Source organism: Pannonibacter phragmitetus (genome assembly GCF_050510895.1).
Classification (GTDB): Bacteria; Pseudomonadota; Alphaproteobacteria; order Rhizobiales; family Stappiaceae; genus Pannonibacter; species Pannonibacter phragmitetus_B.
The window spans coordinates 2,708,055-2,733,801 of record NZ_JBNINT010000001.1 but is presented as its reverse complement, the minus strand read 5'-3'; the positions used below and the strand labels follow the sequence as shown (position 1 = coordinate 2,733,801).

Below are 25,747 nucleotides of genomic sequence, written 5' to 3'. Positions count from 1 at the left end.
CGCGACAGGTGTTTGCACAGGGTTTTGCCAAAGAGTTTTGGCGGGGAGCTGGATATGACGGAACGGATTGAAATCGAAGGCCTGAAGATTGCACGTGTGCTGCATGACTTCGTCAATGAGCAGGCCCTGCCGGGAACGGGGGTGAGCCCGCAGGCGTTCTGGAGCGGCTTTGCGAAGATCTTGGCCGATCTGGCACCGGTGAACCGGGCTCTTCTTGAAAAGCGTGACGCTCTGCAGGCCGCCATTGACGCTTGGCACCAGGCCAATCCAGGCATGCCAGACATGGGAGCCTACAAGGCATTTCTGACGGAGCTTGGCTATCTGGTGCCGGAAGGCGCGGATTTTGCGGTTGGCACGCAGAACGTCGATCCGGAAATCGGTGAGGTTGCCGGGCCGCAGCTCGTGGTGCCGGTCATGAATGCGCGCTATGCGCTGAATGCGGCCAACGCCCGCTGGGGTTCGCTCTACGATGCGCTCTACGGCACAGATGCCATGGGCACGCCGCCCGCAGGCGGGGGCTATGACGCAGCACGCGGGGCTGAGGTGATCGCCTATGCCCGCAAGGTGCTGGATGAAGCGGCGCCTCTCGCCGTGGGCTCCTGGTCGCAGGTGACCGGCCTTGCCGTTGAAGACGGGGCGCTGGTCTTGTCGCTCATGTCCGGCAAGACCGGGCTTGCCGCGCCGGATCAGTTCGCCGGTTACACGGGCGGGGCTGAGGATCCGGAGAAGGTGCTGCTGCGCCGCAACGGCCTGCATCTGGAAATCGTGCGGGACCGCACCCACCGGATCGGCGCCACCGACAAGGCAGGCATTGCGGATGTGGTGGTTGAGGCGGCGCTGTCCACCATCATGGACTGCGAGGATTCCGTCGCTGCGGTTGATGCAGAAGACAAGGTGACGGTCTATGCCAATTGGCTGGGCCTGATGAAGGGTGATCTGGAAGACACGTTCGAGAAGGGCGGGCGCCAGATGACCCGCCGCCTCAATGGCGACCGGACCTACCTCTCGCCGCAGGGCGAGAGCTTTACGCTGCATGGCCGTTCGCTGATGCTAGTGCGCAATGTCGGGCACCTGATGACCATTGATGCGGTACTGGATTCGGATGGCAACGAGGTGCCGGAAGGCATTCTGGACGGCATGGTGACGGCAGCCATTGCGCTGCATGACATTGGGCAGAAGGGCCGGCGCGCCAACAGCCGCGCGGGCTCGGTCTACATCGTCAAGCCGAAGATGCACGGGCCGGAAGAGGTGGCCTTTGCCGATACGCTGTTCGCGCGCATTGAGGACGTGCTGGGCATGGCCCGCAACACGCTGAAGATGGGCATCATGGATGAAGAGCGCCGCACCACCGTGAACCTGAAGGAGTGCATCCGCGCTGCGAAGGACCGGGTATTCTTCATCAACACCGGCTTCCTTGACCGCACCGGCGACGAGATGCACACCTCCATGGAGGCCGGGCCGATGATCCGCAAGGGTGACATGAAGGCTGCCGCATGGATCTCGGCCTATGAAGCCAACAACGTTGATGTGGGTCTTGCCTGCGGCCTTCCGGGCCATGCGCAGATCGGCAAAGGCATGTGGGCCATGCCGGACCTGATGAAGGCGATGATTGAGCAGAAGATCGGTCACCCGATGGCCGGTGCCAACACGGCCTGGGTGCCGTCGCCCACGGCAGCGGCGCTGCATGCGCTGCATTACCACAAGGTTAGCGTTGCCGCCCGCCAGCAGGAGCTGAAGAGCCGCCCGAAGGCAAGGCTGGAAGACATTCTCTCCATTCCTGTGGCCACCCGGCCGAACTGGAGCGGCGAAGACATCCAGGCAGAACTCGACAACAACGCACAGGGCATCCTTGGCTATGTGGTGCGCTGGGTGGATCAGGGTATCGGCTGTTCCAAGGTGCCGGACATTCACAACGTCGGGCTGATGGAGGACCGTGCCACGCTGCGTATCTCCTCGCAGCACATCGCCAACTGGCTGCGTCATGGTGTCTGCTCACGCGAACAGGTGATGGAGACCATGAAGCGTATGGCTGCCGTGGTGGACCGGCAGAACGCCGGCGACCCGGCCTATCAGCCGATGGCCGCAGATTTCGACGCTTCCGTAGCTTTCCAGGCGGCCTGCGATCTGGTGTTCAAGGGCGTTGAACAACCCAATGGCTACACCGAACCAGTCCTGCATGCCCGCCGCCGGGAGGCCAAGGCGCGCCAGCGCGGCTGACGCTGTCTGCAGGTGAAAAGAACGAGGCGCTGGCACCGGTTGCCGGCGCCTTTTTCATTCCGGCGAGAACTGTTGAGTGGTGAAAATCCGCTTGATTCTCGATATTTGACCGCTCAAACCGTGAGGGTGCATAACGGTTGTGCCGTTTTGGGGCGCCTTTCAGTAATTTCACTGAACATCGTAAGACTTTGGTGGGACTCATATAGACAAGTCTCGCGGATGCTTCTCATTCGGCTTGAAAGCGCGAAAAGACAAGCATACTTTCTAATCAGTACAGAACGCATAACGCGCCCCATCGACACTCTGCCACCAGTGCGAGAAGAGCATAAATGCTCCCGGCGCTGGTCACCGGTTGCTAGCCTACAGCCGGAGGGTCTGGATTGTGTATGCCAGCATGTCCTTCCTGGCCGAGGCTTACCTTGACGCCGGGAATACAATGGCAGCCTGGACCGGTTCGGCCAACCTGTTGAAAAAAGGCAGCTTTGCGGTTAAGTCCGCAAAGCTGCCAATTTTATTTTCATTACTTTCGCAAGTTCTTTGCGTTTTGCCGCATCCGCTGTAGCCTTGCCAGGAACAGGTAGAAGGCGGACAGGAGAGTTGCGCTCATCATGCTGATTGCGGAGGGGCTCGCCCGCAACGAGCGGATTGATCTGGCGCTGGCCTGCTCCCTTGCAGGCATCTCCGGCGCTTTGAATGCCGCCGCCTTTTATGCTGTCGGCTTCTTCTCGGCGAACATGACGGGAAATGTGTCGCTCTTTTCCGACAAGGCAGCTGAGGGCAACTGGCTGCCGGCCTTGTTTTTCCTCACCATCGTCGGGGTGTTTACCGCCGGTGCCGCCGTGTCCGCGCTGATGATCAGTGCCGGACGCCGCAGGGGCAACATCGGCATCTATGCCTACAGTATCTTCAGCGAGGCCGTTCTGCTGGCCGTACTGGCGGCGGCGGATCTCTGGCTTTTGGCGGAATGGCGCAGCACTGTTCTGGTGCTGGGCCTTGCTTTTCTCATGGGGCTGCAGAATGCCACGGTGACCCGCATCTCAGATGCGCGGGTGCGTACGACCCATGTGTCGGGCATGGCGACGGATATTGGCATCGAGATTGGCGTCGCGATCGACATTGCGCGGGGGCGCGATACGCAGACGGACGCAGCCCACAACATGGCCAAGCTGCGGCTGCATGGCGCGACGATCCTGTCCTTCCTCGCCGGAGGTGTGGCAGGTGTTCTCGTCTACCGTGAGATCGGGGCGGGACTCTTGTTCATTTGCTCCGGCGCGCTCAGCCTTATCGCCACGCGGGCCATCTTTCATGTGCGCAAGCGCAGCCGTCAGAACGGTGCCTAGGGCGCCGGGGCCTGACCGCGCCGGAGGGATGTCCGGAGCGGCCAGGCAAAACGGCTCTGATCAGGCCTTGGCCAGTTCTTCCAGCACGCGGGCCCAGGAGCGGATGCCCTTGTGGAAGCTCTTCAGCTCGTATTTCTCGTTGGGTGAGTGGATCTGGTCGTCATCAAGACCAAAGCCGATGAGCATGCTGTCCATGCCCAGCATGCGCTTGAAATCGCCAACGATGGGAATCGAGCCGCCCATGCCGATGAGGGCAGCTTCCTTGCCCCATTCTGCCTTCAGCGCGGCTTGCCCCTTGGCAATGGCCGGCATGTCCGGGTTGAGCGAAATAGCCGGGCTGCCGTCCTTGGCGATGAAGTCCACCGTGCAGTCCGCCGGAACCTTTGACCGCACATAGGCACGGAAGGCTTCGCGCACCTTTTCCGGGTCCTGATCGCCAACGAGGCGGAAGGTGAACTTGGCGTGCGCCTCTGCGGGGATCACCGTCTTGGAGCCAGGGCCCTGATAGCCACCCCACATGCCGTTCACTTCGGCGGTGGGACGGGTCCAGATATGCTCCAGCGGCAGGCGGCCCTTTTCGCCGCGCGGATACTTGAGGCCGATCTCGCCGAGGAACTCCTCTGCCGAGAAGTCGAGCTTCGACCACATGGCCGCGAGGCTCTCCGGGAGGTCATGCACGCCGTCATAGAAGCCGGGCAGGGTGATGCGGCCGTTCTCGTCATGGAGGCCCGCAATGATGCTGGCGACGATGTGGTTCGGGTTCTGGGCCGAGCCGCCGTAGCTTCCCGAGTGCAGATCGCGGGCAGCGGCCTTGACGATGATCTCGTCTCCCACCATGCCCCGCAGCATCAGCGAGATGGCCGGGGTGTCCCGGTCCCACATGCCCGTGTCGCAGACAAGCGCGAGGTCGCAGGAGAGCTCGTCCTTATTGGCTTCGAGGAAGGGATGCAGTGAGGGCGAGCCGGATTCTTCCTCGCCTTCAAACAGGATGGAGACATCCACCGGCAGATCACCGGTTTCGGCGATATAGGCACGGGCTGCTTCCACGAAGGTCATCAGCTGGCCCTTGTCGTCGGCAGCACCGCGCGCGACGATCATCTTCGAGCCATCGGCACGGGTGACAATACGCGGCTCGAACGGGTCCGTTTCCCAAAGGTTCAGCGGATCGACCGGCTGCACGTCATAATGGCCGTAGAACAGCACATGCGGGCCAGGCTTGCCGGACTTGCGGTGGCCAACGACCATCGGATGGCCGGCCGTATCGCGCACGCTGGCGGGAATTCCAATGGTATTCAGCTCTGCTGCCAGCCATTCCGCAGCCTTGCGGCAATCCGCCTTGTAGGACGGATCGGTCGAGACGCTCGGGATCTTGATAAGATCAAAGAGGCGCGCAAGTGCGTTGTCGAGATCCGCGTCGATGCGGGCGAGAACCTTGTCGATCTGGCTCATGAAGAAGCTCCTGGGATGTATTTGCCATCAGAGGGCAAAAGGCGGGGGGCGAGGGCTGTTGCCTTGCTCCGGTTGCGCCACAATGGCGGCATCGGACCGGCGGGGCAAGTGTGCTGCGGGCAAAGGGCACAGATGGCTGCGCCCTGCGTCAATCCGTTCCTTAAGGTCAAATTGCATCTGGCCGTACCGGTGATAGGATCGCCGGAACAAGTTGAAGGAAAAACTCATGTTCTCCATCTCCCGCCGCGAACTCCTGACCGGAACAGCCGCAAGCCTTGCGGCCTTCGGGGTGGGCGGCCTTGCCGCTGGCCGTGCAAAGGCGGCGGATTTCGTTCTGCCGATCCGCTCCTGCGAGCATGAATTGCGCCCCGGCATCGTCACCCGCGCCATGATGGGGTTCGGAGAGACGGGCGTACCGCCCGTGCTGCGGCTCAAGCAGGGCCAGCCCTTCATTGTCGATGTGCAGAACCAGCTTCAGGAGGCGTCGGTGGTGCATTGGCACGGCCTGCGCATCGCCAATGCCATGGACGGCGTGCCCTATCTGACGCAAGACCCGATCGAGCCGGGCAAGAGCTTCCGCTATGAGTTGACAGCGCCGGATGCCGGCACATTCTGGTATCACCCCCACTGCAACACGCTGGAGCAGATGGGGCGCGGCCTTACGGGCGTGCTGATTGTGGAGGAGTCTGAAGACCCCGGCTTTGATCTCGACCTTCCGCTGAACCTGCGCGACTTCCGGCTTGGCAGCGACGGGCAGTTCATTGAGTTCTACAAGCTGCGCAACGCGGCCAGAGGCGGCACGCTGGGCACGGTCTCGACCGCAAACTGGCAGGAAGAGCCCGCCTATGAGGCCCCGGCGGGCGGGCTTGTGCGGCTGCGGCTCGTCGTTACGGATGTGACGCGCGTGGGGACCTTTACCGTTTCGGGCGGAGAGGCGCAGGTGATTGCGCTCGATTCCAATCCGCTGGCGTCACCGCTTTCCGCTGACAGCATTCTGCTTGCGCCCGGTCAGCGCGCCGATGTGGCGCTGCGCATGCCGGACGGGGAAGGGCAGGAGGTGCTTGTCACGCTGGCCACCCAGAAGGGGCCGCGGGTGATGGCCCGGCTGAAGGCGCAGGGGCAGAGCCTGAAGCGCAGCCTTGAGGAGCTGAAGCCGCTGCCAGCCAATCCCGTTCCATTGCCGGATCTGGCTTCTGCGGAGACTATCGACTTCGTCTTCGGCTGGACGCCAGACGGTACCGCCCCGCAGCCCAGCATCTGCGGCACGCTGGGGCTGAACTTCTGGTCGATCAACCGTGTGGCCTGGCAGGGGACACGCCAAGCCCTGTCGATCCGCTGGCGGTGCTGCGCAAGGGCAAGTCCTATGTGCTGCGCCTGCGCAATGAAACGCAGAACGACCACCCCATCCACCTGCATGGCCTCTCGTTCCAGCTGCTGCGCTCCAACAAGCGCGAGTTGCCGCCGCTGGTGACCGATACAGCGCTTCTGATGGCGCAGGAGACGATCGAGGTCGGTCTCGTTGCGGACAACCCCGGCAACTGGGCCTTCCACTGCCACGTCATCGAACACCAGAAGACCGGTCTAACGGGCTATATCGCCGTGGAGGCGTGACGAGAGGGCTGCTTACCCCTCGGCATCACTTCCACATTGTCGATGAGACGCACGCCGTCGAGCCAGGCAGCGGCGAGGAGGCGGGCGGGGCGGTCGGCGCGGGACAGAGGCGTCAGGTCACTTTCGGCGCGCAATTCCAGGTACTCAAGGTCGCCAAACCCGGCGGCGGCAATTGCCGTGCGAGCGTCTGCCAATACGGGCTCTGCCGCCTCACCGCCGGACAGGCGTTCTGCGGCAGCGAAGAGGACTGCGGGCAGGGCTGCCGCCGTGCTGCGGGCCTGCGCTGACAGGCGGACATTGCGGGAGGACATGGCCAGGCCATCCGCCTCGCGCACCGTCGGGCAGGGGACGATCTCGACCGGTATGTCGAGATCGCGGACCATGCGCTTGACCACTTGCAGCTGCTGGAAATCCTTCTCCCCGAAGAAGGCAAGGTCAGCGCCAGTCTGGAGAAGCAGCTTGCTGACGACCGTGGCGACACCATCGAAGTGCCCCGGCCGGTGTGCCCCGCACAGACCTTCGCTGACACCGCTGACGGAGACATTGGTGGCAAAGCCGTCGGGATAGATCTCTTCCACTTCCGGCGCATAGAGCACGTGGGTGCCGAGCGGCGTGAGTTTGGCCGCATCGCTTTCCACCGTGCGTGGATAGGCGGCCAGATCTGCGGCGTTGTTGAACTGCTTCGGATTGACGAAGAGGGTGACGATGACCCGGTCCGTGCGCGAAAAAGCGGTGCGCACAAGGCTGAGATGCCCCTCATGCAGCGCGCCCATGGTCGGAACCACGCCAATGGTCAGCCCCTCGCGCCGCCAGCTTGCGGTGCGGGCGCGCAGGGCGGCAAGGCGGTTGATCGTCTCAAGGCTCATGCTTTTTCTCCCTTGGAGCGCGGCGCATCGGCAAAGACATGTTCGGGGCCGGGAAAGCTGCGGGTGCGCACCTCCCCGCATAGGCGGCAACGGCAGCTTCCGACGCGTGGCCCAGCTCGGCATAGCGCTTGACGAAGCGGGGGCGGAAGGCGGTGAACATGCCGAGCATGTCGTCGATGACGAGAATCTGGCCGTCACAGTCCACCGAGGCGCCAATGCCGATGGTGGGAATGGCAAGCTCCTGCGTGATCTGGCGCGCAAGGCTGTCCGGCACTTTTTCCAGAACCACGGAAAAGGCGCCAGCGCGTGCCACCGCGTGGGCATCCGTCAGAATGCGGGCGCCGTCCTCACCCCGGCCCTGCACCTTGTAGCCGCCAAAGGTATTCACGGCCTGCGGAGTGAGGCCGATGTGGGCCATGACGGGAATGCCGCGCCGGGTGAGAAAGGCGATGGTCTCTGCCATCGTCTCGCCGCCCTCAAGCTTGACCGCACCGGCGCCCGTTTCGCTCATCAGCCGGGCCGCGTTGCGGAAGGCCTGTTCCGGGCTCTCCTCGTAGGAGCCGAAGGGCATATCGATGACAAGAAGAGCTTTTTCGACACCGCGCCGGACAGCCTGGCCATGCAGGATCATCATGTCCATTGTGACGCCCAGCGTGGAGGGCAGGCCATGCAGCACCATGCCGACACTGTCTCCCACCAGGATCACGTCACAGGCAGTGTCGGCGATGCGGGCGATGGGGGTGGTGTAGGCGGTGAGGCATGCCAGCGGAGTGCCGCCTTTGCGTGCCTTGATCTCGGGCGGCGTCAGGCCGCTGACGGAAGCCGAAGCGCTCATGCAGTTCCTCCCAGAGGCCTGTTGGCGGAGACTGCCGGATGGTCCAGGCTGGGCCGCCGCAGGCCGATGCGTTGCGCATGGCCTGCGTCATTGGCATATTTTCTTGCGCCTGCGAAGTGAATTGTGCACTGCGGCGGTGAAGTCTGGCTCAGAAGCCCCGCTTCAGCGAGCCCAGAACACCGCGCACCAGGGCCCGGCCCAACGATGAACCAAGGCTGCGGGCGGCTGATTTCATGCCTGCCTCCAGCACGCTGTCACGGGAGGATGCCCTTTGGCGCCGCTGGCTTTGGCTGTCTTGCCGTGGCCGGTCATCGCGGCCGAAATCCGGCAGCTGAAAGCCGGTTCGGGTCCGGCGGACAGGCTCTTCCCGGTCATAGGCGCCAGTCCGCAGATCGTCTTCCCGCTGACGTTCCTCGATCCGGGCTTGATCGCGGGCACGCTCAGTCAGCAGTTCATAGGCCGACTCCCGATCACGGGCGCGGTCATAGAGGCCGAATAGAGGGCTGGACTGGATGCAATCACGCCGCTCTGCCGCGCTGATGGGGCCAAGGCGGGATGAGGGCGGGCGGATGAGCGTGCGCTGCACGACAGAGGGCACGCCCTTGCCTTCAAGGGTCGAGACAAGCGCCTCGCCAACGCCCATTTCCATGATGACGCTGCTGGTATCCAGATTCGGGTTGGGACGGAAGGTCTCAGCCGCCGCACGCACGGCCTTCTGCTCACGCGGGGTGAAGGCACGCAGGGCGTGCTGCACGCGATTGCCAAGCTGGGCCAGCACAGTTTCCGGAACGTCCATCGGGTTCTGGGTGACGAAATAGACGCCCACGCCCTTGGAGCGGATCAGGCGCACAACTTGCTCCACCTTCTGAAGCAGGGCCTTGGGCGCTTCGGTGAACAGCAGATGGGCCTCGTCGAAGAAGAAGACGAGCTTCGGCTTTTCCGGGTCGCCCACCTCGGGCAGCTCCTCGAACAGTTCGGACAGCATCCACAACAGGAAGGTGGCGTAGAGCCGGGGGAGTGCATCAACCTGTCAGCGGCCAGAATATTGATGGTACCAAGTCCGTCACGGCTTTGGCGGGCAAAATCACGGATGTCGAGAGCAGGTTCACCGAAGAACTGGTCGGCGCCTTCGCGCTCCAGTACCAGCAGCGCGCGCTGAATGGCACCGACAGAGGCTGAAGAGACATTGCCATAGATGCGCGACAGCTCAGGCGCCCGCTCGCCCACATGGGCGATCATGGCGCGCAGGTCCTTCAGATCCAGAAGCAGAAGACCTTCGTCATCGGCCAGTTCAAAGGCGATGTTCAGCACGCTTTCCTGTGTTTCGTTGAGGTCCAGCATCCGCGCCAGCAGAAGAGGCCCGATCTCCGAGACCGTTGCCCTGAGCGGATGGCCCTGCTCGCCAAACACATCCCAGAAGACAGTCGGAAAGCCTTCAAACTCGTAGCGGTCCGCAAAGCCGATTTCCTTTGCGCGCTTCAGCAGGAAGTCCTTTGGATCTCCCGGCATGGCAATGCCCGACAGATCGCCTTTCACATCGGCGCAGAACACCGGAACGCCTGCCTTCGAGAAGCCTTCGGCAAGGATCTGCAGTGTCACCGTCTTGCCGGTGCCGGTGGCTCCCGTGATGAGGCCGTGCCGGTTGGCAAGCTTGAGGTTCAGCACTTCGTCCTTGCCGCTGCCACCAATGAAAATGCTGTCCGTCACGGTTTCCGTCCCTTGGCGTCTGTCTTTCAGTGAGTTCTATCACCGCAAATGGCCCGGTCCAGTGGCAAAACAGCCTCGGGAGAATGTTGCGCCACGGATGATTGCATTTTCTGACGTAACGGCTTCAATAGATTTGGGGCTGGCGCTGCCGCGCCGCGCCGGTGGGAGTAAAAAGGGAGTAATGCGCATGTCTTATCCAGTCATCGATATTGAAGGCATCGGTCCCGTCTATGCCGAAAGGTTGCATGCAGCTGGCATCCGGACGACCGCAGATCTGCTGGAGCGAGCCAAGGACCCCAAGGGGCGCGAGGCGCTGGGCGCGGAAACAGGCGTGGACCACAAGCGGATCCTGAAATGGGCCAACATGGCCGATCTGATGCGTATCAAGGGCGTTGGAGAGGAGTACTCTGAACTGCTCGAAGCTGCCGGTGTGGATACGGTGAAGGAACTCAAGCACCGGGTTCCCGCAAATCTGACCGTAAAGATGGTGGAAGTGAATGCGGTGAAAAAACTCGTCCGCCAAGTACCTTCCGAGGCAATGGTGGCCCGCTGGATCGAAGAGGCCAAGCAGCTTCCTGCCATACTGACATACTGACGGCAGAGCTTTGCAACCGCCTGACAAACGAAAGGCCCGCCGGATGCAGCCGGCGGGCCTTCAGGGTCTTGCTGGCATCAGCGCTCAGACGCGGATCTGTCCGTAGCGAAGGGCCTCAACCACAGTATGCGTCTTGTTGGTGGCATTCAGCTTCACGCTGGCGTTCTGCAGGTGGGCGTGCACGGTGCGCTGGGAAATATCCAGCAGCTCCGCGATTTCCCCGGCGGTCTTGCCGAAAGCAGTGAGCTCAAGCACCTTGCGTTCGCGGGTGGACAATGCGCCAGGGCGCTGGGCGGTGATGACGCCCATGTCCTGCAGCTTGACGAAAACGGCTTCCGCGATCATCTCGATGGCCGCCAGAGAGCACTTGTCAGCCTTGAGGCTGGGGCCAGCACAATAAACGAAGGCCTGGAAGGGTTGCAGCTCGGTCACCGGCACAGCAATGATCTGGTAGCCTTCCCCAACGGCTGCCATCAGGCGCGAATGCTGGGTGTCACCGGCCGATACGGTCCAGACAGATGCGCGGTCTGAGGCAAGGCCAAGGGTCAGGACGGCGTCATTGGCCGACAGCGGCGGATTGTCTGCAGCGCCGGAACGGGCATCGGGCCAGCGGTAGCGCTGAACAAGGCTCTCAATGGAACGCTTGGGCATTGGCAGGCCGGTGACGAGGATATGAGTTGCCCCAAGGCGGCGCAGACTTGTCTCCAGAACATCAAGGACAATCTGGGCAGAGTTCGACTCTGAAATGGTACGCAGCTGCGTGCTGAGTTCAGCTTCATCCATCATTGTGCACATCCATATGTAGGCGGCGTGAACCGCTTGTTGTTATACTTCCGGTGATCCGGAAGTTTGACCTCGTTTGGGTCTGCAGGCCGCTCGCTGTTTTTTGATGGGAAGCGTTTCCGGTCTGCAGGCTGCTGGGAAACAAGTGTTTTTTCTTGCCCAGAAGCTTATCTTTGCTTTTAGCCCAGAAACCATAAAAATACCAACCGTAATATGAGCATAGTTTTTGCCAAATCCGCCAATCTGCACTCTGTGAGCGGAGCAATTTGCCAAAGATTGGAGGAAAGGCGCCTTGGTGGCTTCACGCCGCCTGCCGGCTTGGACCGTCGAAAAGGCTTCAGCCTTTGGGCGAGCTTGTTTCGCTTTCCTTCAGATGGAATAAAGGTGACATTCCCGAGGAGTTGAGCGTCGTGGCAGAACTGCACCCGGACTGGACACCAGATGAAACCGCCTGGCTGGCGGCCGTTGACAAGGCGCTGAAGGGCGCCCCGCGCGAACGTCTGGTTGCGCGCAATGAAGACGGGCTTGCGATTGCGCCCTTGTATCCGCGCAAGGCGGATGCCGCGCCGCGCAACGGCCGGCCCGCCGGGCAGCCCTGGAAGATCCTGCAGCGTGTGGACCACCCGGACGTGGAGATGGCCAATCGCCTGCTGCTGGAGGACCTGGCAGGCGGTGCTGATGGCATCGATCTGGTCTTGATTTCTTCCGCCAATGCCCATGGCTATGGCTGCGGGGCACAGGATGCAGCCGGGTTCGATCGCCTGTTCGAGGGGGTCTACAGCGATCTCATCACCATCCGGGTTGATGGGGGCTATGAAAGCGGATCGGCCTTGGCCCTGCTGGCGGGAAGCGCCCGCCGGAAAGGGCTGGACCCGTCGCAGCTGAATGTCATTTCCTGCAGCGATTATGTCACGAAGCTCATCCATACGGGCACGCTGAAGAATTCAGTGCCCGTGTTGCGCAACCGGATTGCGGACCTTGTGCGCTTTGCGCGCGGCCAGGGCCTGAGCGGTCCGATCATGTGTGCCGATGGGCGCGGCTGGCACAACCGGGGAGCAACGGATGCTCAGGAGCTGGCCTTCACACTCGCGACCGCCTTGCACTATTTGCGGGATCTGGTTGAAGGCGGAGCCGGCGGAGACAACCCGGCCTCGCTCATCAGCGTGACCCTTGCCGCAACGGCGGACCAGACCGCCACCATTGCCAAGGCGCGGGCGATGCGGCGCCTTTGGGCGGCGGTGCTGGAAGAATGCGGTCTGCCGCAGCATCACCTGCATCTGCATATGGAGACCTCCTGGCGGATGCTGACGAAGGCCGATCCCTACGTAAACATGCTGCGCGGCACCGTGGCCTGCTTTGCCGCCGGAGTGGGCGGCGCGGACAGTGTCTGCGTGCTGCCCTTCACCTCTGCCTGCGGCTTGCCGGACAGCTTTGCCCGGCGCGTCGCCCGCAACACGCAGGCCATCCTGATCGAAGAGAGCAACCTGCACCGGGTGGCTGACCCAGGCGCCGGTTCTGGCGCCATCGAGGCCCGGACTGAAGATCTGATTGCTGCTGCCTGGGCGCTGTTTCAGGAAACGGAAGCTGCCGGAGGCATCGTTGAAGCCATGGTGGCCGGAACCGTTCAGAAGCGCGTGGAAACGGCAAGGACGGAGCGTAGCCAGAAGATCGCCCGCCGCCGCCAGCAGATTACTGGCGTCAGCGCCTTCCCCAATCTGCAGGAAGGCCCGGTGCGGGTTCTGTCCGGTGAGCATCTGCTGCTGGATGCCGCCTCTTCAACCCTCACTCTGCCGCGACCGGGGGAGGGATCCGTTATGCAGGCGATTTTCGACGCGCTGGAGCAGGGCGCGACGCTAACGGACATCATGGCTTCCCGCCCGTTGATCGACGATATCAGCCTCAAGACCCGGATGCCGGAACCGGAGCGCCTGTCCGAGCCATTTGAACGCCTGCGGGAAGCTGCTGCCCTGAGCAAGCCGGCTGGACGCACCGTGTTTCTGGCGGCGCTTGGGCCGCTGGCAGATTTCACAGCGCGCGCCACATGGGCCAAGAACTTCTTCGAGGCAGGCGGTCTGCCGGTGACTGGCGGGTCAGAGGCTGACGGCATCGGCGCCATCGTCGAGGCATGGCGTGCAAGCGGCGCGCCGCTGGTCTGCCTTGTCTCGTCCGACAAGATCTATTCGGCGCAAGGGGCCCAGGCGGCCGCAGCCCTGTCTGCTGCTGGGGCCAAGCACATCTATCTTGCCGGCAAACCGGGCGATCTGGAGGCTTCCTTAAAGGAAGCGGGGGTTAACGCCTTTGTCTTTGAGGGCTGTGCCATGCTGGATATCCTTGCAGATGCGCACAGGCGCCTTGGCGTGCCGGTTGCGGCGGGAACATCAGGGGAGGGACTGCTGTGAGCCGGATTCCGAATTTCGCCGACCGTCCCTTCCGTGATGTGCTGGGCAGGGCCGAAGCAACTGAGGGGCTGGACAGCTGGATGACGCCGGAAGGCATCGCGGTGCCGCCGGTGCCCACTGCCGCGGACCTTGAGGGTCTGGCCCATCTCGACAGCTACCCCGGCCTGCCGCCTTTCGTGCGCGGGCCTTATCCCACCATGTATGTGCAGCAACCCTGGACGGTGCGCCAGTATGCGGGCTTCTCCACGGCGGAGGACTCCAACGCCTTCTACCGGCGCAATTTGGCGGCCGGACAGAAGGGGCTTTCGGTTGCCTTCGACCTTGCCACCCATCGCGGCTATGACAGCGACCACCCGCGTGTGGCCGGTGACGTGGGCATGGCGGGCGTGGCCATCGACAGCATATTTGACATGCGCACGCTGTTCTCCGGCATTCCGCTGGACCAGATGAGCGTGTCCATGACCATGAACGGCGCCGTGCTGCCGGTGCTGGCGCTCTATATCGTTGCTGCCGAAGAGCAGGGCGTGGCGCAGAACCTGCTGTCGGGGACCATCCAGAACGACATCCTGAAGGAGTTCATGGTCCGCAACACCTACATCTACCCGCCTGCACCCTCGATGCGGATCATTTCGGACATTTTTGCCTATACCTCGCAGAACATGCCGAAGTTCAATTCCATCTCCATCTCCGGCTATCACATGCAGGAGGCCGGGGCGACGGCGGATCTGGAGCTGGCCTATACCATCGCTGACGGCATCGAATATGCCCGCGCCGGGGTGGCGGCGGGCATGGACATCGACCAGTTCGCCCCGCGCCTGTCGTTCTTCTGGGCGATCGGCATGAACTTCTTCATGGAAGTAGCCAAGCTGCGCGCTGCACGCCTGATCTGGGCGCAGCTGATGCAGCAGAACTTTGCCCCGAAGAGTGACAAGTCCCTGTCGCTGCGCACCCATTCGCAGACCTCCGGCTGGTCGCTGACGGCGCAGGATGTCTACAACAACGTCATCCGCACCTGTGTGGAGGCCATGGCGGCGACGCAGGGCCACACCCAGTCGCTGCACACCAACGCGCTGGACGAGGCGCTGGCCCTGCCGACGGACTTCTCTGCCCGTATTGCTCGCAATACCCAGCTGTTCCTGCAACAGGAAAGCGGCACCACCAGCCCCATCGACCTGTGGGGCGGGTCCTTCTATGTGGAGAAGCTGACGGCGGACCTCGCCGCCAAGGCCATGGCGCATATCACCGAAGTCGAGGCGCTGGGCGGCATGGCCAAGGCCATCGAGAAGGGCATTCCGAAGCTGCGCATCGAGGAGGCCGCCGCCAAGACGCAGGCGCGTATCGACAGCGGCGCGCAGACCGTGGTGGGCGTCAACAAGTACAAGCCGGACTTTGAGGAGCCCATCGAGGTTCTGAAGGTGGACAATGCGCAGGTGCGCGCCATGCAGATCGAAAAGCTGCAGCGCCTCAAGGCCGAGCGCAATGAGGCCGAAACGCAGGCCGCGCTGGCCGCTCTCACCGCCTGCGCGGCCTCCGGCGAAGGCAACCTCCTGGACCTTTCCGTCAAGGCCGCAAGAGCCAAGGCGACGGTGGGTGAAATCAGCCTGGCGATGGAGCAGGTGTTTGGCCGCCACAAGGCAGAGATCCGCTCCATTTCCGGTGTCTACAAGCGCGAGGCAGGGGCCATGTCGGACAAGGTGGGCAAGGTGCAGAAGCTTGTCGAGGCCTTCGAGGAGAACGACGGGCGCCGCCCGCGCATTCTCGTTGCCAAGATGGGGCAGGACGGCCACGACCGCGGCCAGAAGGTGATCGCCTCCGCCTTTGCCGATCTCGGCTTCGACGTGGACATCGGTCCGCTGTTCGCCACCCCTGAGGAAGCCGCCCGGCAGGCAGTGGAAAATGACGTGCATGTAGTGGGCGTCTCGTCGCTCGCCGCCGGCCACCTCACCCTGGTACCCGCCCTCAAGGCGGCACTCGCCGCAGAAGGGCGCGAGGACATCATGATCGTCGTCGGCGGCGTCGTCCCCCCGCAGGACTACGACGCCCTCTACGCCTCCGGCGCCACTGCCATCTTCCCCCGGCACCGTCATCGCCGACGCCGCCGTGGACCTCATCGCCAAGCTGAACGCGAGGCTGGGGTATGAGGGAGCGCGGCGGCGTGAGGAGGATCTGAGTTGCATGTCAGGCGAGGTCAGTCGCCGCCCTCTCCATGCGGTGCAACCTTGGCAAGTGGGAGTTTCTGCAATACGATGCGTTTATTATTTCGCTTTATTAAATGTGGTGCAGCGAGCGAAGTAGTAAAAATTAGGGTGTTTAATTGATATGAGAAGCGTTGCTTTCTTTAATAATAAGGGCGGTGTAGGTAAAACCACGCTTTTATGTAACGTTGCTGCGTATGCGGCGCTTCACCTGAACAAGCGTGTTGCAGTGGTCGATGCAGACCCACAGTGTAATGCGACGCAGTATATTTTTAATGATAATGTTCTTGATGAGATATATGGAAATAATGGTTTTACAATTTATGATATTATAGATCCTCTTACAGTAGGGGAGGGGTTCTCTCATGAATTGAAGATGAGAAAATCTGATGATTTTGGTTTTGATGTGCTACCTGGTGACCCTAGACTTGCCTTGACAGAAGATTTTCTGGCTCAAGACTGGAGTAGTGCAAAGAGTGGGAATGTCAGAGGTATAAAAACTAATTTAGTATTTTCTGACTTGTTGAGTAGAATGGAGGGGTATGATGTAGTTTTTTTGATGTTAGTCCATCTTTGGGGGCGATTAATAGATCTATATTGTTGGCGTCAGACTATTTTGTTAGCCCAATGTCTATAGATATTTTTTCGCTAAAAGCTTTTGAGAATATCGCAAAATGGATTGCAGATTGGTGGGAAGATTGGGGGCGCGGAGTGTCTAGCGTTAGATCTATTCGTTCGTTGCCCAATTTGCGGTATGGAAAATCTAATTTTGTTGGGTACGTAACGCAGCAGTATTTGGCGAAACGTGATGCTTCAGGTAGCCGTCGCGGCGTAAAGGCTTACGAAGATATTCGAAGGAAAATTGATTCCGTTATTAGAGATTGTGGTCTTGATGAAGGAATAGCAGGTCAACCGTTTGAGATTGGAACCGTGCCCAATCTCTTTAGTTTGGTGCCGATGTCGCAGAGTAATAACAAGCCAGTATTCGAACTTAAATCGAGTGATGGAGTAGTGGGAGCACATTTTGCCAAGGTCAAGGAGGCCTCCGCGATTTTTGGAGATGTAACCACAAAGTTGTTTGAGCGCCTCGATGGTTGAGTGGCCTGAAGAATTAGTTCGAGATATTGCTCGCCGCAGGTGTGTTCTCGTAGTTGGGTCCGGTGTTTCGCGGCAAGCTATTGGAAAGGATGGCATTCGGCCTCCTACTTGGGAACAGTTTTTGCGTTCTGCAAATGATGATCTAGCCGGAGGTCCGGAGGAGCATATAGCGAAAGCAATTTCTGATGGTGATCTTTTGCATGCGTGTGAATGGTTGCAGCAGAAGTACGATCATAATTGGTCAACCAGGCTGCGGAATTCTTTCATGGGGCCTAGGTTTGCGCCAGCGGAAGTTCATAGAACAATTGCTTTACTTGACGTCAGAATTATATTTTCATTAAATTTTGAAGATATATTTGATCGCGCCCTTCAGGACGTGCATGCAGGGACATGTGTGAAGAAACATTATTACGATGAGGGAGTTTCTGAGTTTTTACGGGGGACTGAAAGGTATCTTGTAAAAGTCCATGGAACGCTCGATGAAGTTCATAAGTTGATCTTTAATCAGAAGCAATATGCTCAGGCTCGGGTTGCGGCGGCGCCTTTTACAATGCATTCGATGCGGCTTTGATGACCCATACTTTTCTCTTTATAGGTGCTGGGCATAGAGATCCTGATATTAATCTTATTTTAGAGAATCAGAATTTTACGTATAATAGAGTACATCCGCACTACTTTCTCGCTGCGGAGGGGTTGCATTCTGATCTTAAGCGATCATTGCGGGAAAATCGCAACCTTCAGGTTATCGAGTACAACAAGATAGATGAGTATCATTCGGGGTTCCCAGTTGCTATGGCAGAGTTGTTGGCTCTCGTTGAAGCGTATAGGCAAAAATTAGTTTCTAATCTTGAATGGTAGAGTTTCGCATTTATTTGATGCCTGGTGGATTTTTATTTTCGTATGTAAATTCGTGGTGATTGTACTCGATGACCTACGAGACTAGCCACTCCGACGCCAGCAAAGCAGAAATTTCTTTCCTTCGTCATGGTTGGGCTTGTCCCGGCCATCTGCAGGCCAGCGGCTTGTGCAGATCCTCGGCACAAGGCCGAGGATGCCGATGGAGGGGCGGGATCTTTTCACGCAGAAACGCGCGCAGCCGTTTGGAGATCCCGGATGGCGGCGGATAGCGAACGCGGCGAAGATTACTTGCGGCATTTGGGGGCGGGCAGTTCGGCGTCAGAGCCCCAGCTCGCCAGCCATTGATCCACCTCTTCGGCGGTGGCGTCCATGCCGGTTTCCTGAAATTCCTGCCATGCCTTGAGGGGGCCTGACGCAGCGCCCCGCGTTTTTCCTCGCGCTCGAAATACTGGGCAATGGCTTCGCGCATGATCCAGTGCGAGCTGCGCTGGCGCGCCACCTTCGACCTGTGACGGCTGGTCTCGTCTTCTGAAAGTCACCTGCACTTGCGTTGATGTGTCTGGTACCGGGCATCTGCCGGGTGTGAGCAGATCGTACCGGTCTGGCCATCCAAAAGACCGCATATCTGACGGCATTCTGAATGATTTCAGCGCATTGTTTTGCGCTCAGGATGCGATGAAGGGCTGAAGAGAACTTTGTTTCCGCAGTCCCGCACAGGGGCCGGGCAAGACCATGCCGGATCTGCCGGTTGGCGCTCAGGCCCGCATTTTGCCCATTCTTGCCTGCATCATGGCTGCCCGGCCCGGGGTCTGCAGCGGCATCAAGGGCGAAGGTGCCGGTATTGGAGCACGCCGGGAACGCATGCGCGGCTGGTGAAGGCCGCCGCCACGACAAGAGGCACGAAGCAAGATGAAACTGGCATCTGACGGGGCGGCGTCTCCGCTCACGCACCTCGCCGATAACGGCCATCTCGGCCTTTTCTACATTGGCGGTCAATGGGTTTCCCCGCATGGCACAGCCCACGCGGATGTGGTCAACCCGGCCACGGAAGAGGTCATTGCGCGGGTTCCCCTTGGGAACGGCGCCGATGTGGATGCTGCGGTGGCTGCGGCGCGGCAGGCGTTTCCCAGCTGGAGCCGGACATTGCCGGGTGAACGGGCCGCGCTGCTGGAGCGTTTGCAGGCGCAGCTTGAGGCCCAGAGCGAACGTATCGCGCAGTGTCTCAGTCTCGAAATGGGGGCGGCGATCAGCTATGCCCGTAGTGCTCAGGTGCCGTTGGCCATCGCTCATGTGAAGGCCGCACGGGAGATCCTTTCGGACTTCCAGTTTATCGAGCGGCGCGGCCAGACCGCCATCGCCCGTGAGCCGATCGGCGTGTGCGCGTTGATTACGCCTTGGAACTGGCCGCTCTATCAGATCACCGCCAAGGTGGCCCCGGCCCTGGCGGCGGGCTGCACGTTGGTGCTGAAGCCAAGCGAACTGTCGCCGCTGAGCGCGCTGCTGTTCGCCGAAGCCATCGAGCAGGCGGGCTTCCCCGGCGGGGTGTTCAACCTCGTCAATGGCAACGGCCCGGACGCGGGAGCTGCGCTCGCCTTGCACTCCGATGTTGACATGATTTCCATAACCGGCTCCACCCGCGCTGGCATTGCTGTGGCGCAGGCAGCCGCACTGACGGTGAAGCGTGTCGCCCAGGAACTGGGAGGAAAATCTCCCAACGTGATCTTGCCGGACGCTGATCTTGCACGTGCGGTCCCTCCCGGCGTCGCAGCCAGCTTCCGCAATCTGGGGCAATCTTGCAGTGCGCCCACCCGCATGATCGTACCCCGCGCAAGGCTGGCCGAAGTCGAGGCGCTTGCCGCGCAGACGGCAGCCGAGATCATTGTCGGCGATCCTTCTCAGGAAACGGTGACACACGGGGCCATCGCCAACCGCGCCCAGTTTGACCGCATCCAGACCATGATCGGCGCCGCCATTGCCGAAGGCGCCAAGCTGCTGATTGGCGGACAGGGGCGGCCGGATGGCCTCAATGCCGGATATTTCGTCAAGCCGACCATCTTCACAGACGTGCGCACGGATATGCGCATCGCACAGGACGAGGTGTTCGGGCCGGTGCTCTGCATTCTTCCTTACGACACGGTCGAGGAAGCGGTCTCCATCGCCAATGACACGATTTACGGCCTGGGAGCCCATGTGCAGGGCGAGGACATGGATCTGGTCCGGCACGTGGCTTCGCAAATCCGCTCCGGCCAGGTGCATCTGAACTACCCAGCCTGGGATCCCATGGCCCCGTTCGGCGGTTACAAGCAGTCCGGCAACGGCCGCGAGTATGGCCTTGAAGGGATGCTGGAGTATCTCGAAGTCAAGTCAGTGCTGGGATACTATCAGGGCGCCTAGGGTCTGTTTCTTCTCATGTTTTTGCGGACAGCGTTCGGACATATCGTGCCGGACGCTGTCTGTTTTTGGGGGCTGCAGGATGTTCTGCGTCGTGCCCGCCAGCAGATCCTAGCGGGTACCTAGGGCGCAGCTGATTGCTTGCTGCATGAGCCGCCACAGCAGGGCTTTTGACCTTTTGCGCTGTAACTGATGAAGGCGGTGGATCAGGGCCCCGCATAAAGTTGACCTAACGTTCTGAATTGCATGGTCAAACCGCGTTTCCAGCTATTTGATCAGAAAATCTGATCGATGCAATCAGAAGATACGAATTTTGCTAATTCCAGCAAGTGGGTAACGTCATGTCACTGGCGCTGTTCCTGAAGAGGGGCAGCGGCTTATCCCTGCTGAAGCAGGGCCGATTTCTGAGTGGAATTTCCGGGCAGCGTACCCCGCCGCTGCCTGCCGAAGTGGAGGGCGGCGCGCCGTGCCGTTCTGCTGAAGTGCCTGGGGTGGCAGAGATGCCGCCAGGGCCGTTGTTCGGGCGGCAGACTGTGCCGCTTGGGGTAAACACAGGCGGCGTCTGGCCGCCTCAAGAACCATATGGACCGGAGAGAGACAATGGACGCGACGAATGCCAGCAAGGCAGGCAAGTGCCCGGTGATGCATGGTGGAAACACCGCCACCGGCAACTCGAACATGGAGTGGTGGCCGAACACCCTCAACCTCGACATCCTGCACCAGCATGACGCCAAGTCCAACCCGCTGGGCAAGGACTTCAACTACCGCGACGAGCTGAAGAAGTTGGATGCAGAGGCGCTGAAGGCCGATGTGAAGGCGCTGCTCAAGGACAGCAAGGACTGGTGGCCGGCTGACTGGGGCCATTACGGCGGCCTGATGATCCGTCTTGCCTGGCACTCGGCCGGTTCCTACCGCCTGGCCGATGGCCGTGGTGGCGGCGGCTCGGGCAACATCCGCTTTGCACCGCTGAACTCCTGGCCGGACAATGCCAGCCTCGACAAGGCCCGGCGCCTGCTGTGGCCTGTGAAGAAGAAATACGGCAACAAGATCTCCTGGGCTGATCTCATCCTCCTCTCCGGCACGCTGGCCTATGAGGACATGGGCCTGAAGACCTTCGGCTTCTCCTTCGGCCGTGAGGATATCTGGCATCCGGAAAAGGACACCTACTGGGGTGCGGAAAAGGAATGGCTGGCGCCGTCCGACAACCGCTATGAGGACGTGACCAAGCCGGAGACCATGGAGAACCCCTGGCCGCCGTGCAGATGGGCCTCATCTACGTGAACCCGGAAGGCGTGAACGGCAAGCCGGATCCGATGGCCACCGCCGCCCAGGTGCGTGAGACCTTCGCCCGTATGGCCATGAACGACGAGGAAACCGCAGCGCTGACCGCTGGCGGCCACACGGTCGGCAAGGCTCATGGCAATGGCGATGCCAGTGCGCTCGGCGCAGAGCCGGAAGCGGCTGGCATCGAGAACCAGGGCCTCGGCTGGGCAAACCCGAACCAGCATGGCAAAGCCAATGAAGCTGTCACCTCCGGCATCGAAGGCGCCTGGACGACGAACCCGACCGTGTTCGACATGGGCTATTTCGACCTTCTGTTCGGCTATGAGTGGGAACTGACCCGCAGCCCGGCAGGGGCCCAGCAGTGGCAGCCGGTCGGCATCAAGGAAGAGGACATGCCGGTTGACGCAACCGACCCGTCCGTCCGCCGCATGCCGATGATGACCGATGCGGACATGGCCATGAAGGTGGACCCGAAGTACCGGGCCATCTGCGAAAAGTTCATGGCTGATCCGGAGTACTTCAAGGACACCTTCGCCCGCGCCTGGTTCAAGCTGACCCACCGCGACATGGGCCCGAATGTGCGCTACATCGGCCCGGATGCCCCCAAGGAAGACCTGATCTGGCAGGACCCGATCCCGGCTGGCCCGAAGAACTACGACATCGGCGCTATCAAGTCGAAGATCGCCGCAAGCGGCCTTTCGATTGCCGAGCTGGTGTCCACCGCCTGGGACAGCGCCCGCACCTATCGTGGCTCTGACATGCGCGGCGGTGCCAACGGTGCCCGCATCCGCCTTGCCCCGCAGAAGGACTGGGAAGGCAACGAGCCAGCCCGCCTTGCCAAGGTGCTGGGCGTGCTGGAGCCGATTGCCAAGGCCTATGGCGCGAGCCTCGCCGATGTGATCGTTCTGGCGGGCAGCGTGGGTATCGAGAAGGCCGCAAAGGTAGCCGGTTTCGATGTCTCCGTACCCTTCGCGCCGGGCCGTGGTGATGCCACTGCCGAGATGACCGACGCGGATTCCTTCAGCGTGCTGGAGCCGATCCATGACGGCTTCCGCAACTGGGTGAAGAAGGACTACGTGGTTTCTCCGGAAGAGCTTCTGCTCGACCGCGCTCAGCTGATGGGGCTGACTGGTCCGGAAATGACCGTTCTCCTTGGCGGCATGCGCGTACTGGGTACCAACCACGGTGGCTCCAAGCATGGCGTGTTCACAGACCGCGAAGGGGCGCTGACGGCTGACTTCTTCGTCAACCTGACCGACATGGCCTACACTTGGAAGCCGGCCGGCAAGAACCTCTATGAGATCCGCGATCGCAAGACCGGCGCGGTGAAGTGGACGGCGACACGTGTGGATCTGGTGTTCGGTTCCAACTCCATCCTGCGCGCCTATGCTGAGGTCTATGCTCAGGATGATGCAGCGGAGAAGTTCGTGAAGGACTTTGTGGCTGCCTGGGTGAAGGTGATGAACGCAGACCGCTTCGACCTGACGGCCTGATCTGTCCGGTCACAGAAAAACATGCGGCGCTCCGGGAAACCGGGGCGCCGTTTTGCTATCGCAAGCCTTGAGGGTCAGAGCCCGTAGCCCTGCGCCATGGCGGCGGCAAAGAGGGGAGGAGCGGGAAGAGCAGTAACTCCGCCACAAGGGCGCGGCGGACCAGCCTGTGCTCTGCTGCCGGAGGCACAAAGGCAGGATCTGCCTTCAGCTTGCGCCGCCAGGACAGGATGCGCAGGGTTGGCAGGATGGAGATAAGGCCGATGGTGAGGAAAGTGCCCATCTTTGCCCAGAAGAACAGGTTCTCGAGGTAATAGTCCGGCCCCTTGCCGCCATACATGACGCGCAGGCTGCCAGCCAGCAGCACCAGAGCGGCGAGCGCGCCGTAATGGAGATCGAGCAAGGCAAGCCGCTTCAGATCCTCCGCAGCAAGTGTCTGACGCAGGCAGATGGCCAGTTCCATCACCAGCACGGCAAAGAGTGCGAAGACAGCCAGATGATGCAGGCCTGCAAGAAGAAGGGACGCGTCTGCCATTCAATCCTCCAGAGGGAACAAAGCGGCCCGGCAGCCCGTTCGCGCCCCCGACTTGCAGGAAGCGCATCGTGGCATTCAGGGTATGACTGACCCTGTGTCACGCCGTATTTCCCTGCACCGGAAAAATAGTCTGAACGGCCACTAGGGGTACGTTGCCAAGGCAAGAACTTGATGTTTACACTGTAAACATAAGCTTGGATGTAAACGGTGTCAACATGACTGATAAAACCGGAAATGGCCGCAGGCCTGCGTATCACCACGGCGATCTGCGAAGAGCTCTTGTTGATGCTGCAATGGCGGAAGCGGGCAGGGGCAGTCTTGCAAATCTGTCTTTGCGGTGGCTGGCGGCGAGTGCCGGGGTCTCGCCTGCGGCCGTCTACAGGCACTTTCCGGATGTCGAAGCGCTTTTGGCTGCCGCTGCACACGAGGCATTCGACCGGTTTGCTGCACATCTTCAGGCTGGAGCCTTGAGCGGGGGAGATGATCCGGCAAAACGCCTGAAGGCCATGGGCTGGGCCTACCTGCGCTTTGCGGAAAGTGAGCCGGGGCTTTATTCGCTCATGTTTGGCCGGACCTACAGCCCAACCCATACAGAGCTGAAGGAGGCTGCGGCCAATGCGTTCTGTCAGTTGACGGAAGGGCTGTCACACCTGCTGCTGGAGGGGCAGAGGGCTGATGCCGTCAAGATTGCGGGCAGCATCTGGGCTCTGGTGCATGGCCTTGCAGATCTGCGTGCCAGGGGGCTGTTATGCGCGAATGGCAGTACGCTGCATGGTCCGTTTGACGAGCAGGCAGAATATGCGCTGACGTTGGCCGTCGAGAGCATGGTTTTGGGCTGCAGCAGGCAAGCTGCCCCTCAATAGGGCATCAAAAGGCCTTGGTGATCAGGTGCTGGCTCGCAAGCACAGGCTCTCCGGTGAGCTGCAAAGCCGCCTGACGGCCATGGTGCCACAAAACTCTGGCGGGGCAGACCGTCTGATCCTGTTCGTCCAGAACCAGAACCCGTGGCGGCAGGATGATTTTCACCTCAATGAGGGCGCCCGTCTCGCCGCTTTCGGCATCAAACAGGGTGCAAGGTGTGATGTCCGCGCCGTCTTCCGTCTTCAGGCGGCCGCCGCGCATGCGCGCCCGCAATGCGGGCTTGAGCTGCGGCGGGCGGAAGCGGTGGCCTGTGCGGGCCGGGGTTGCGCGGGTCATGGCTTGTCCAAATGGCAATAGCGGCGCGCAGCATGCGCAGCCGTTCATCCTCCTGTCAGTTATCTCAGGGTTAGACGCATTAACTTGCCCGGAGCTTGCCGGAATGGCAGTCAGACCAGAAACGGCAGGCCTGTCAGGTCCGAGAGAACCGCGCTCGGGGCCAGATCCGGATACTCATCCGGCTGCGCGGTGCGGTTCATCCAGACCGTACGGAAGCCATAGGCCGTGGCGCCTGCAATGTCCCAGCGGTTCGAGGACTGGAAGGAAATGGCTTCCGGATAGACCCGGAAGTGGTTCGTCACCAGTTCATAGACGCGCGGATCGGTCTTGTAGGTGCGCAGGTCATGCACCGAAAAGATCTCATCCAGAAGCTCTGTGATACCAGCGGCCTTGGCCGCTGATTCCAGCATGGACGGCGTGCCGTTGGACAGAATTGCCAGCCGTGCCCCGGCCTGCTTCAGGTTTGTCAGCACTTCCGGAACCTCCGGATAGCAGTCCAGCGCCCAGTAGGCGTTGAGAAGGTCTGCCCTGAGGCCGCGGTCGGCGGAGGGGAAAAGGTTGAAGGTGGTGTCCAGTGCCTGCTCGGTCAGCACCCAGAAGTCTTCGTAGCGCTGCATGAGGGCGCGCACCCAGGAATATTCCAGCTGCTTCTGCCGCCACACGAAGGAGAATGTCTGCGCGTCTGGCCCAAGTTTGGCGGCGTGCTTGCGCACGGCGGCGTGAACATCAAAGAGGGTGCCGTAAGCGTCAAAGACATAGGCCGAATGGGCCATCGGGGTGCTCCGTGGGGTCGCAGGACAAGATCCGCCGCCAGCTTTGCTGAACAGTGTCCGAACATATGCCGATCATTTGCCGGGATGCAATCGGCTCGATAGGTATAGGCAAGCGACGTCAAAG

At 61.0% G+C, this 25,747-nt stretch carries 17 protein-coding genes and 6 pseudogenes; 14 read left to right on the top strand and 9 right to left on the bottom strand.

Going from position 1 to position 25,747, the window contains the following annotated elements; all coding sequences use genetic code 11:
* The first annotated feature begins 54 nt into the window (after nucleotides 1-54).
* Complete coding sequence (locus ACQB61_RS12985) at nucleotides 55-2,217, top strand: malate synthase G (RefSeq protein ID WP_430512948.1); 2,163 nt, start codon at nucleotides 55-57, stop codon at nucleotides 2,215-2,217.
* Nucleotides 2,218-2,825: 608 nt separating this feature from the next.
* Complete coding sequence (locus ACQB61_RS12980) at nucleotides 2,826-3,557, top strand: YoaK family protein (protein WP_430512947.1); 732 nt, start codon at nucleotides 2,826-2,828, stop codon at nucleotides 3,555-3,557.
* A 60-nt stretch (nucleotides 3,558-3,617) separates the two neighbouring features.
* Here the strand turns inward: ACQB61_RS12980 and ACQB61_RS12975 are convergent, their stop codons facing one another.
* Nucleotides 3,618-5,006 (bottom strand): dipeptidase, encoded by a 1,389-nt coding sequence (locus tag ACQB61_RS12975; protein WP_430512946.1) that lies wholly within the window; start codon nucleotides 5,004-5,006, stop codon nucleotides 3,618-3,620.
* Nucleotides 5,007-5,232: 226 nt separating this feature from the next.
* On the opposite strand from ACQB61_RS12975, the pseudogene ACQB61_RS12970 reads away from it, so the two are divergent.
* Nucleotides 5,233-6,617, top strand: a pseudogene (locus tag ACQB61_RS12970) (multicopper oxidase family protein).
* Here ACQB61_RS12970 and panC read toward each other — a convergent pair.
* The 3 genes and pseudogenes from panC to ACQB61_RS12955 form a co-directional block, all read right to left on the bottom strand.
* A complete protein-coding gene (panC, locus tag ACQB61_RS12965) occupies nucleotides 6,596-7,483 on the bottom strand; it encodes a pantoate--beta-alanine ligase (RefSeq protein ID WP_430512945.1) in 888 nt (295 codons plus the stop codon). The pseudogene ACQB61_RS12970 and the gene panC sit on opposite strands and share 22 nt — an antisense overlap.
* A pseudogene (panB, locus tag ACQB61_RS12960) lies at nucleotides 7,480-8,318 on the bottom strand (3-methyl-2-oxobutanoate hydroxymethyltransferase). The gene panC and the pseudogene panB overlap by 4 nt, the downstream one beginning before the upstream one ends.
* Before the next feature lie 148 nt (nucleotides 8,319-8,466).
* A pseudogene (locus tag ACQB61_RS12955) lies at nucleotides 8,467-10,025 on the bottom strand (helicase HerA-like domain-containing protein).
* Nucleotides 10,026-10,212: 187 nt separating this feature from the next.
* Here ACQB61_RS12955 and ACQB61_RS12950 point away from each other — a divergent pair.
* Complete coding sequence (locus ACQB61_RS12950; RefSeq protein ID WP_430512944.1) at nucleotides 10,213-10,620, top strand: DUF4332 domain-containing protein; 408 nt, start codon at nucleotides 10,213-10,215, stop codon at nucleotides 10,618-10,620.
* 84 nt (nucleotides 10,621-10,704) lie between these two features.
* Here the strand turns inward: ACQB61_RS12950 and ACQB61_RS12945 are convergent, their stop codons facing one another.
* Nucleotides 10,705-11,406 carry a response regulator transcription factor gene (locus tag ACQB61_RS12945; RefSeq protein WP_430512943.1) on the bottom strand — a complete coding sequence of 234 codons (702 nt, stop codon included), beginning with the start codon at nucleotides 11,404-11,406 and terminating at the stop codon, nucleotides 10,705-10,707.
* Between the two features lie 407 nt (nucleotides 11,407-11,813).
* On the opposite strand from ACQB61_RS12945, the gene ACQB61_RS12940 reads away from it, so the two are divergent.
* The 6 genes and pseudogenes from ACQB61_RS12940 (at nucleotide 11,814) to ACQB61_RS12915 (ending at nucleotide 17,953) form a co-directional block, all read left to right on the top strand.
* Entirely contained in the window at nucleotides 11,814-13,802 is a 1,989-nt protein-coding gene (locus ACQB61_RS12940) for a methylmalonyl-CoA mutase family protein (RefSeq protein ID WP_430512942.1), read from the top strand.
* Nucleotides 13,799-15,959: pseudogene (gene scpA / locus ACQB61_RS12935) on the top strand (methylmalonyl-CoA mutase); the annotation flags it as partial. The gene ACQB61_RS12940 and the pseudogene scpA, both read left to right, overlap by 4 nt.
* Before the next feature lie 162 nt (nucleotides 15,960-16,121).
* Nucleotides 16,122-16,634 carry a ParA family protein gene (locus ACQB61_RS12930; RefSeq protein WP_430512941.1) on the top strand — a complete coding sequence of 171 codons (513 nt, stop codon included), beginning with the start codon at nucleotides 16,122-16,124 and terminating at the stop codon, nucleotides 16,632-16,634.
* On the top strand, nucleotides 16,625-17,095 hold the full coding sequence (locus ACQB61_RS12925; RefSeq protein ID WP_430512940.1) for a hypothetical protein: 471 nt from the start codon (nucleotides 16,625-16,627) through the stop codon (nucleotides 17,093-17,095). Before ACQB61_RS12930 ends, ACQB61_RS12925 begins: the two co-directional genes overlap by 10 nt.
* Entirely contained in the window at nucleotides 17,088-17,666 is a 579-nt protein-coding gene (locus ACQB61_RS12920) for a hypothetical protein (RefSeq protein WP_430512939.1), read from the top strand. The genes ACQB61_RS12925 and ACQB61_RS12920 overlap by 8 nt, the downstream gene beginning before the upstream one ends.
* Complete coding sequence (locus tag ACQB61_RS12915; RefSeq protein ID WP_430512938.1) at nucleotides 17,666-17,953, top strand: SIR2 family protein; 288 nt, start codon at nucleotides 17,666-17,668, stop codon at nucleotides 17,951-17,953. Before ACQB61_RS12920 ends, ACQB61_RS12915 begins: the two co-directional genes overlap by 1 nt.
* 284 nt (nucleotides 17,954-18,237) lie before the next feature.
* Here ACQB61_RS12915 and ACQB61_RS12910 read toward each other — a convergent pair.
* A pseudogene (locus ACQB61_RS12910) lies at nucleotides 18,238-18,449 on the bottom strand (CopG family ribbon-helix-helix protein); the annotation flags it as partial.
* 236 nt (nucleotides 18,450-18,685) lie between these two features.
* Between ACQB61_RS12910 and ACQB61_RS12905 the strand changes: the two are divergent.
* The 3 genes and pseudogenes from ACQB61_RS12905 to katG all read left to right on the top strand — a co-directional run bounded on the left by ACQB61_RS12905 (nucleotide 18,686) and on the right by katG (nucleotide 23,121).
* Nucleotides 18,686-18,829 carry a hypothetical protein gene (locus tag ACQB61_RS12905; protein WP_430512937.1) on the top strand — a complete coding sequence of 48 codons (144 nt, stop codon included), beginning with the start codon at nucleotides 18,686-18,688 and terminating at the stop codon, nucleotides 18,827-18,829.
* Nucleotides 18,830-18,862: 33 nt separating this feature from the next.
* Nucleotides 18,863-20,347, top strand: coding sequence for an aldehyde dehydrogenase family protein (locus tag ACQB61_RS12900; protein WP_430512936.1), 1,485 nt, complete (start codon nucleotides 18,863-18,865; stop codon nucleotides 20,345-20,347).
* A 597-nt stretch (nucleotides 20,348-20,944) separates the two neighbouring features.
* Nucleotides 20,945-23,121, top strand: a pseudogene (katG, locus tag ACQB61_RS12895) (catalase/peroxidase HPI).
* A 55-nt stretch (nucleotides 23,122-23,176) separates the two neighbouring features.
* On the opposite strand, the gene ACQB61_RS12890 reads toward katG, so the two are convergent.
* Nucleotides 23,177-23,653, bottom strand: coding sequence for a DUF2214 family protein (locus tag ACQB61_RS12890; RefSeq protein ID WP_430512935.1), 477 nt, complete (start codon nucleotides 23,651-23,653; stop codon nucleotides 23,177-23,179).
* Nucleotides 23,654-23,868: 215 nt separating this feature from the next.
* Between ACQB61_RS12890 and ACQB61_RS12885 the strand changes: the two genes are divergently transcribed.
* On the top strand, nucleotides 23,869-24,516 hold the full coding sequence (locus ACQB61_RS12885; protein WP_430512934.1) for a TetR/AcrR family transcriptional regulator: 648 nt from the start codon (nucleotides 23,869-23,871) through the stop codon (nucleotides 24,514-24,516).
* 4 nt (nucleotides 24,517-24,520) lie between these two features.
* Here ACQB61_RS12885 and ACQB61_RS12880 read toward each other — a convergent pair whose 3' ends face one another.
* Entirely contained in the window at nucleotides 24,521-24,850 is a 330-nt protein-coding gene (locus tag ACQB61_RS12880) for a hypothetical protein (protein WP_430512933.1), read from the bottom strand.
* A gap of 110 nt (nucleotides 24,851-24,960) precedes the next feature.
* A complete protein-coding gene (locus tag ACQB61_RS12875; protein ID WP_430512932.1) occupies nucleotides 24,961-25,623 on the bottom strand; it encodes a haloacid dehalogenase type II in 663 nt (220 codons plus the stop codon).
* Between the last annotated feature and the right edge of the window lie 124 nt (nucleotides 25,624-25,747).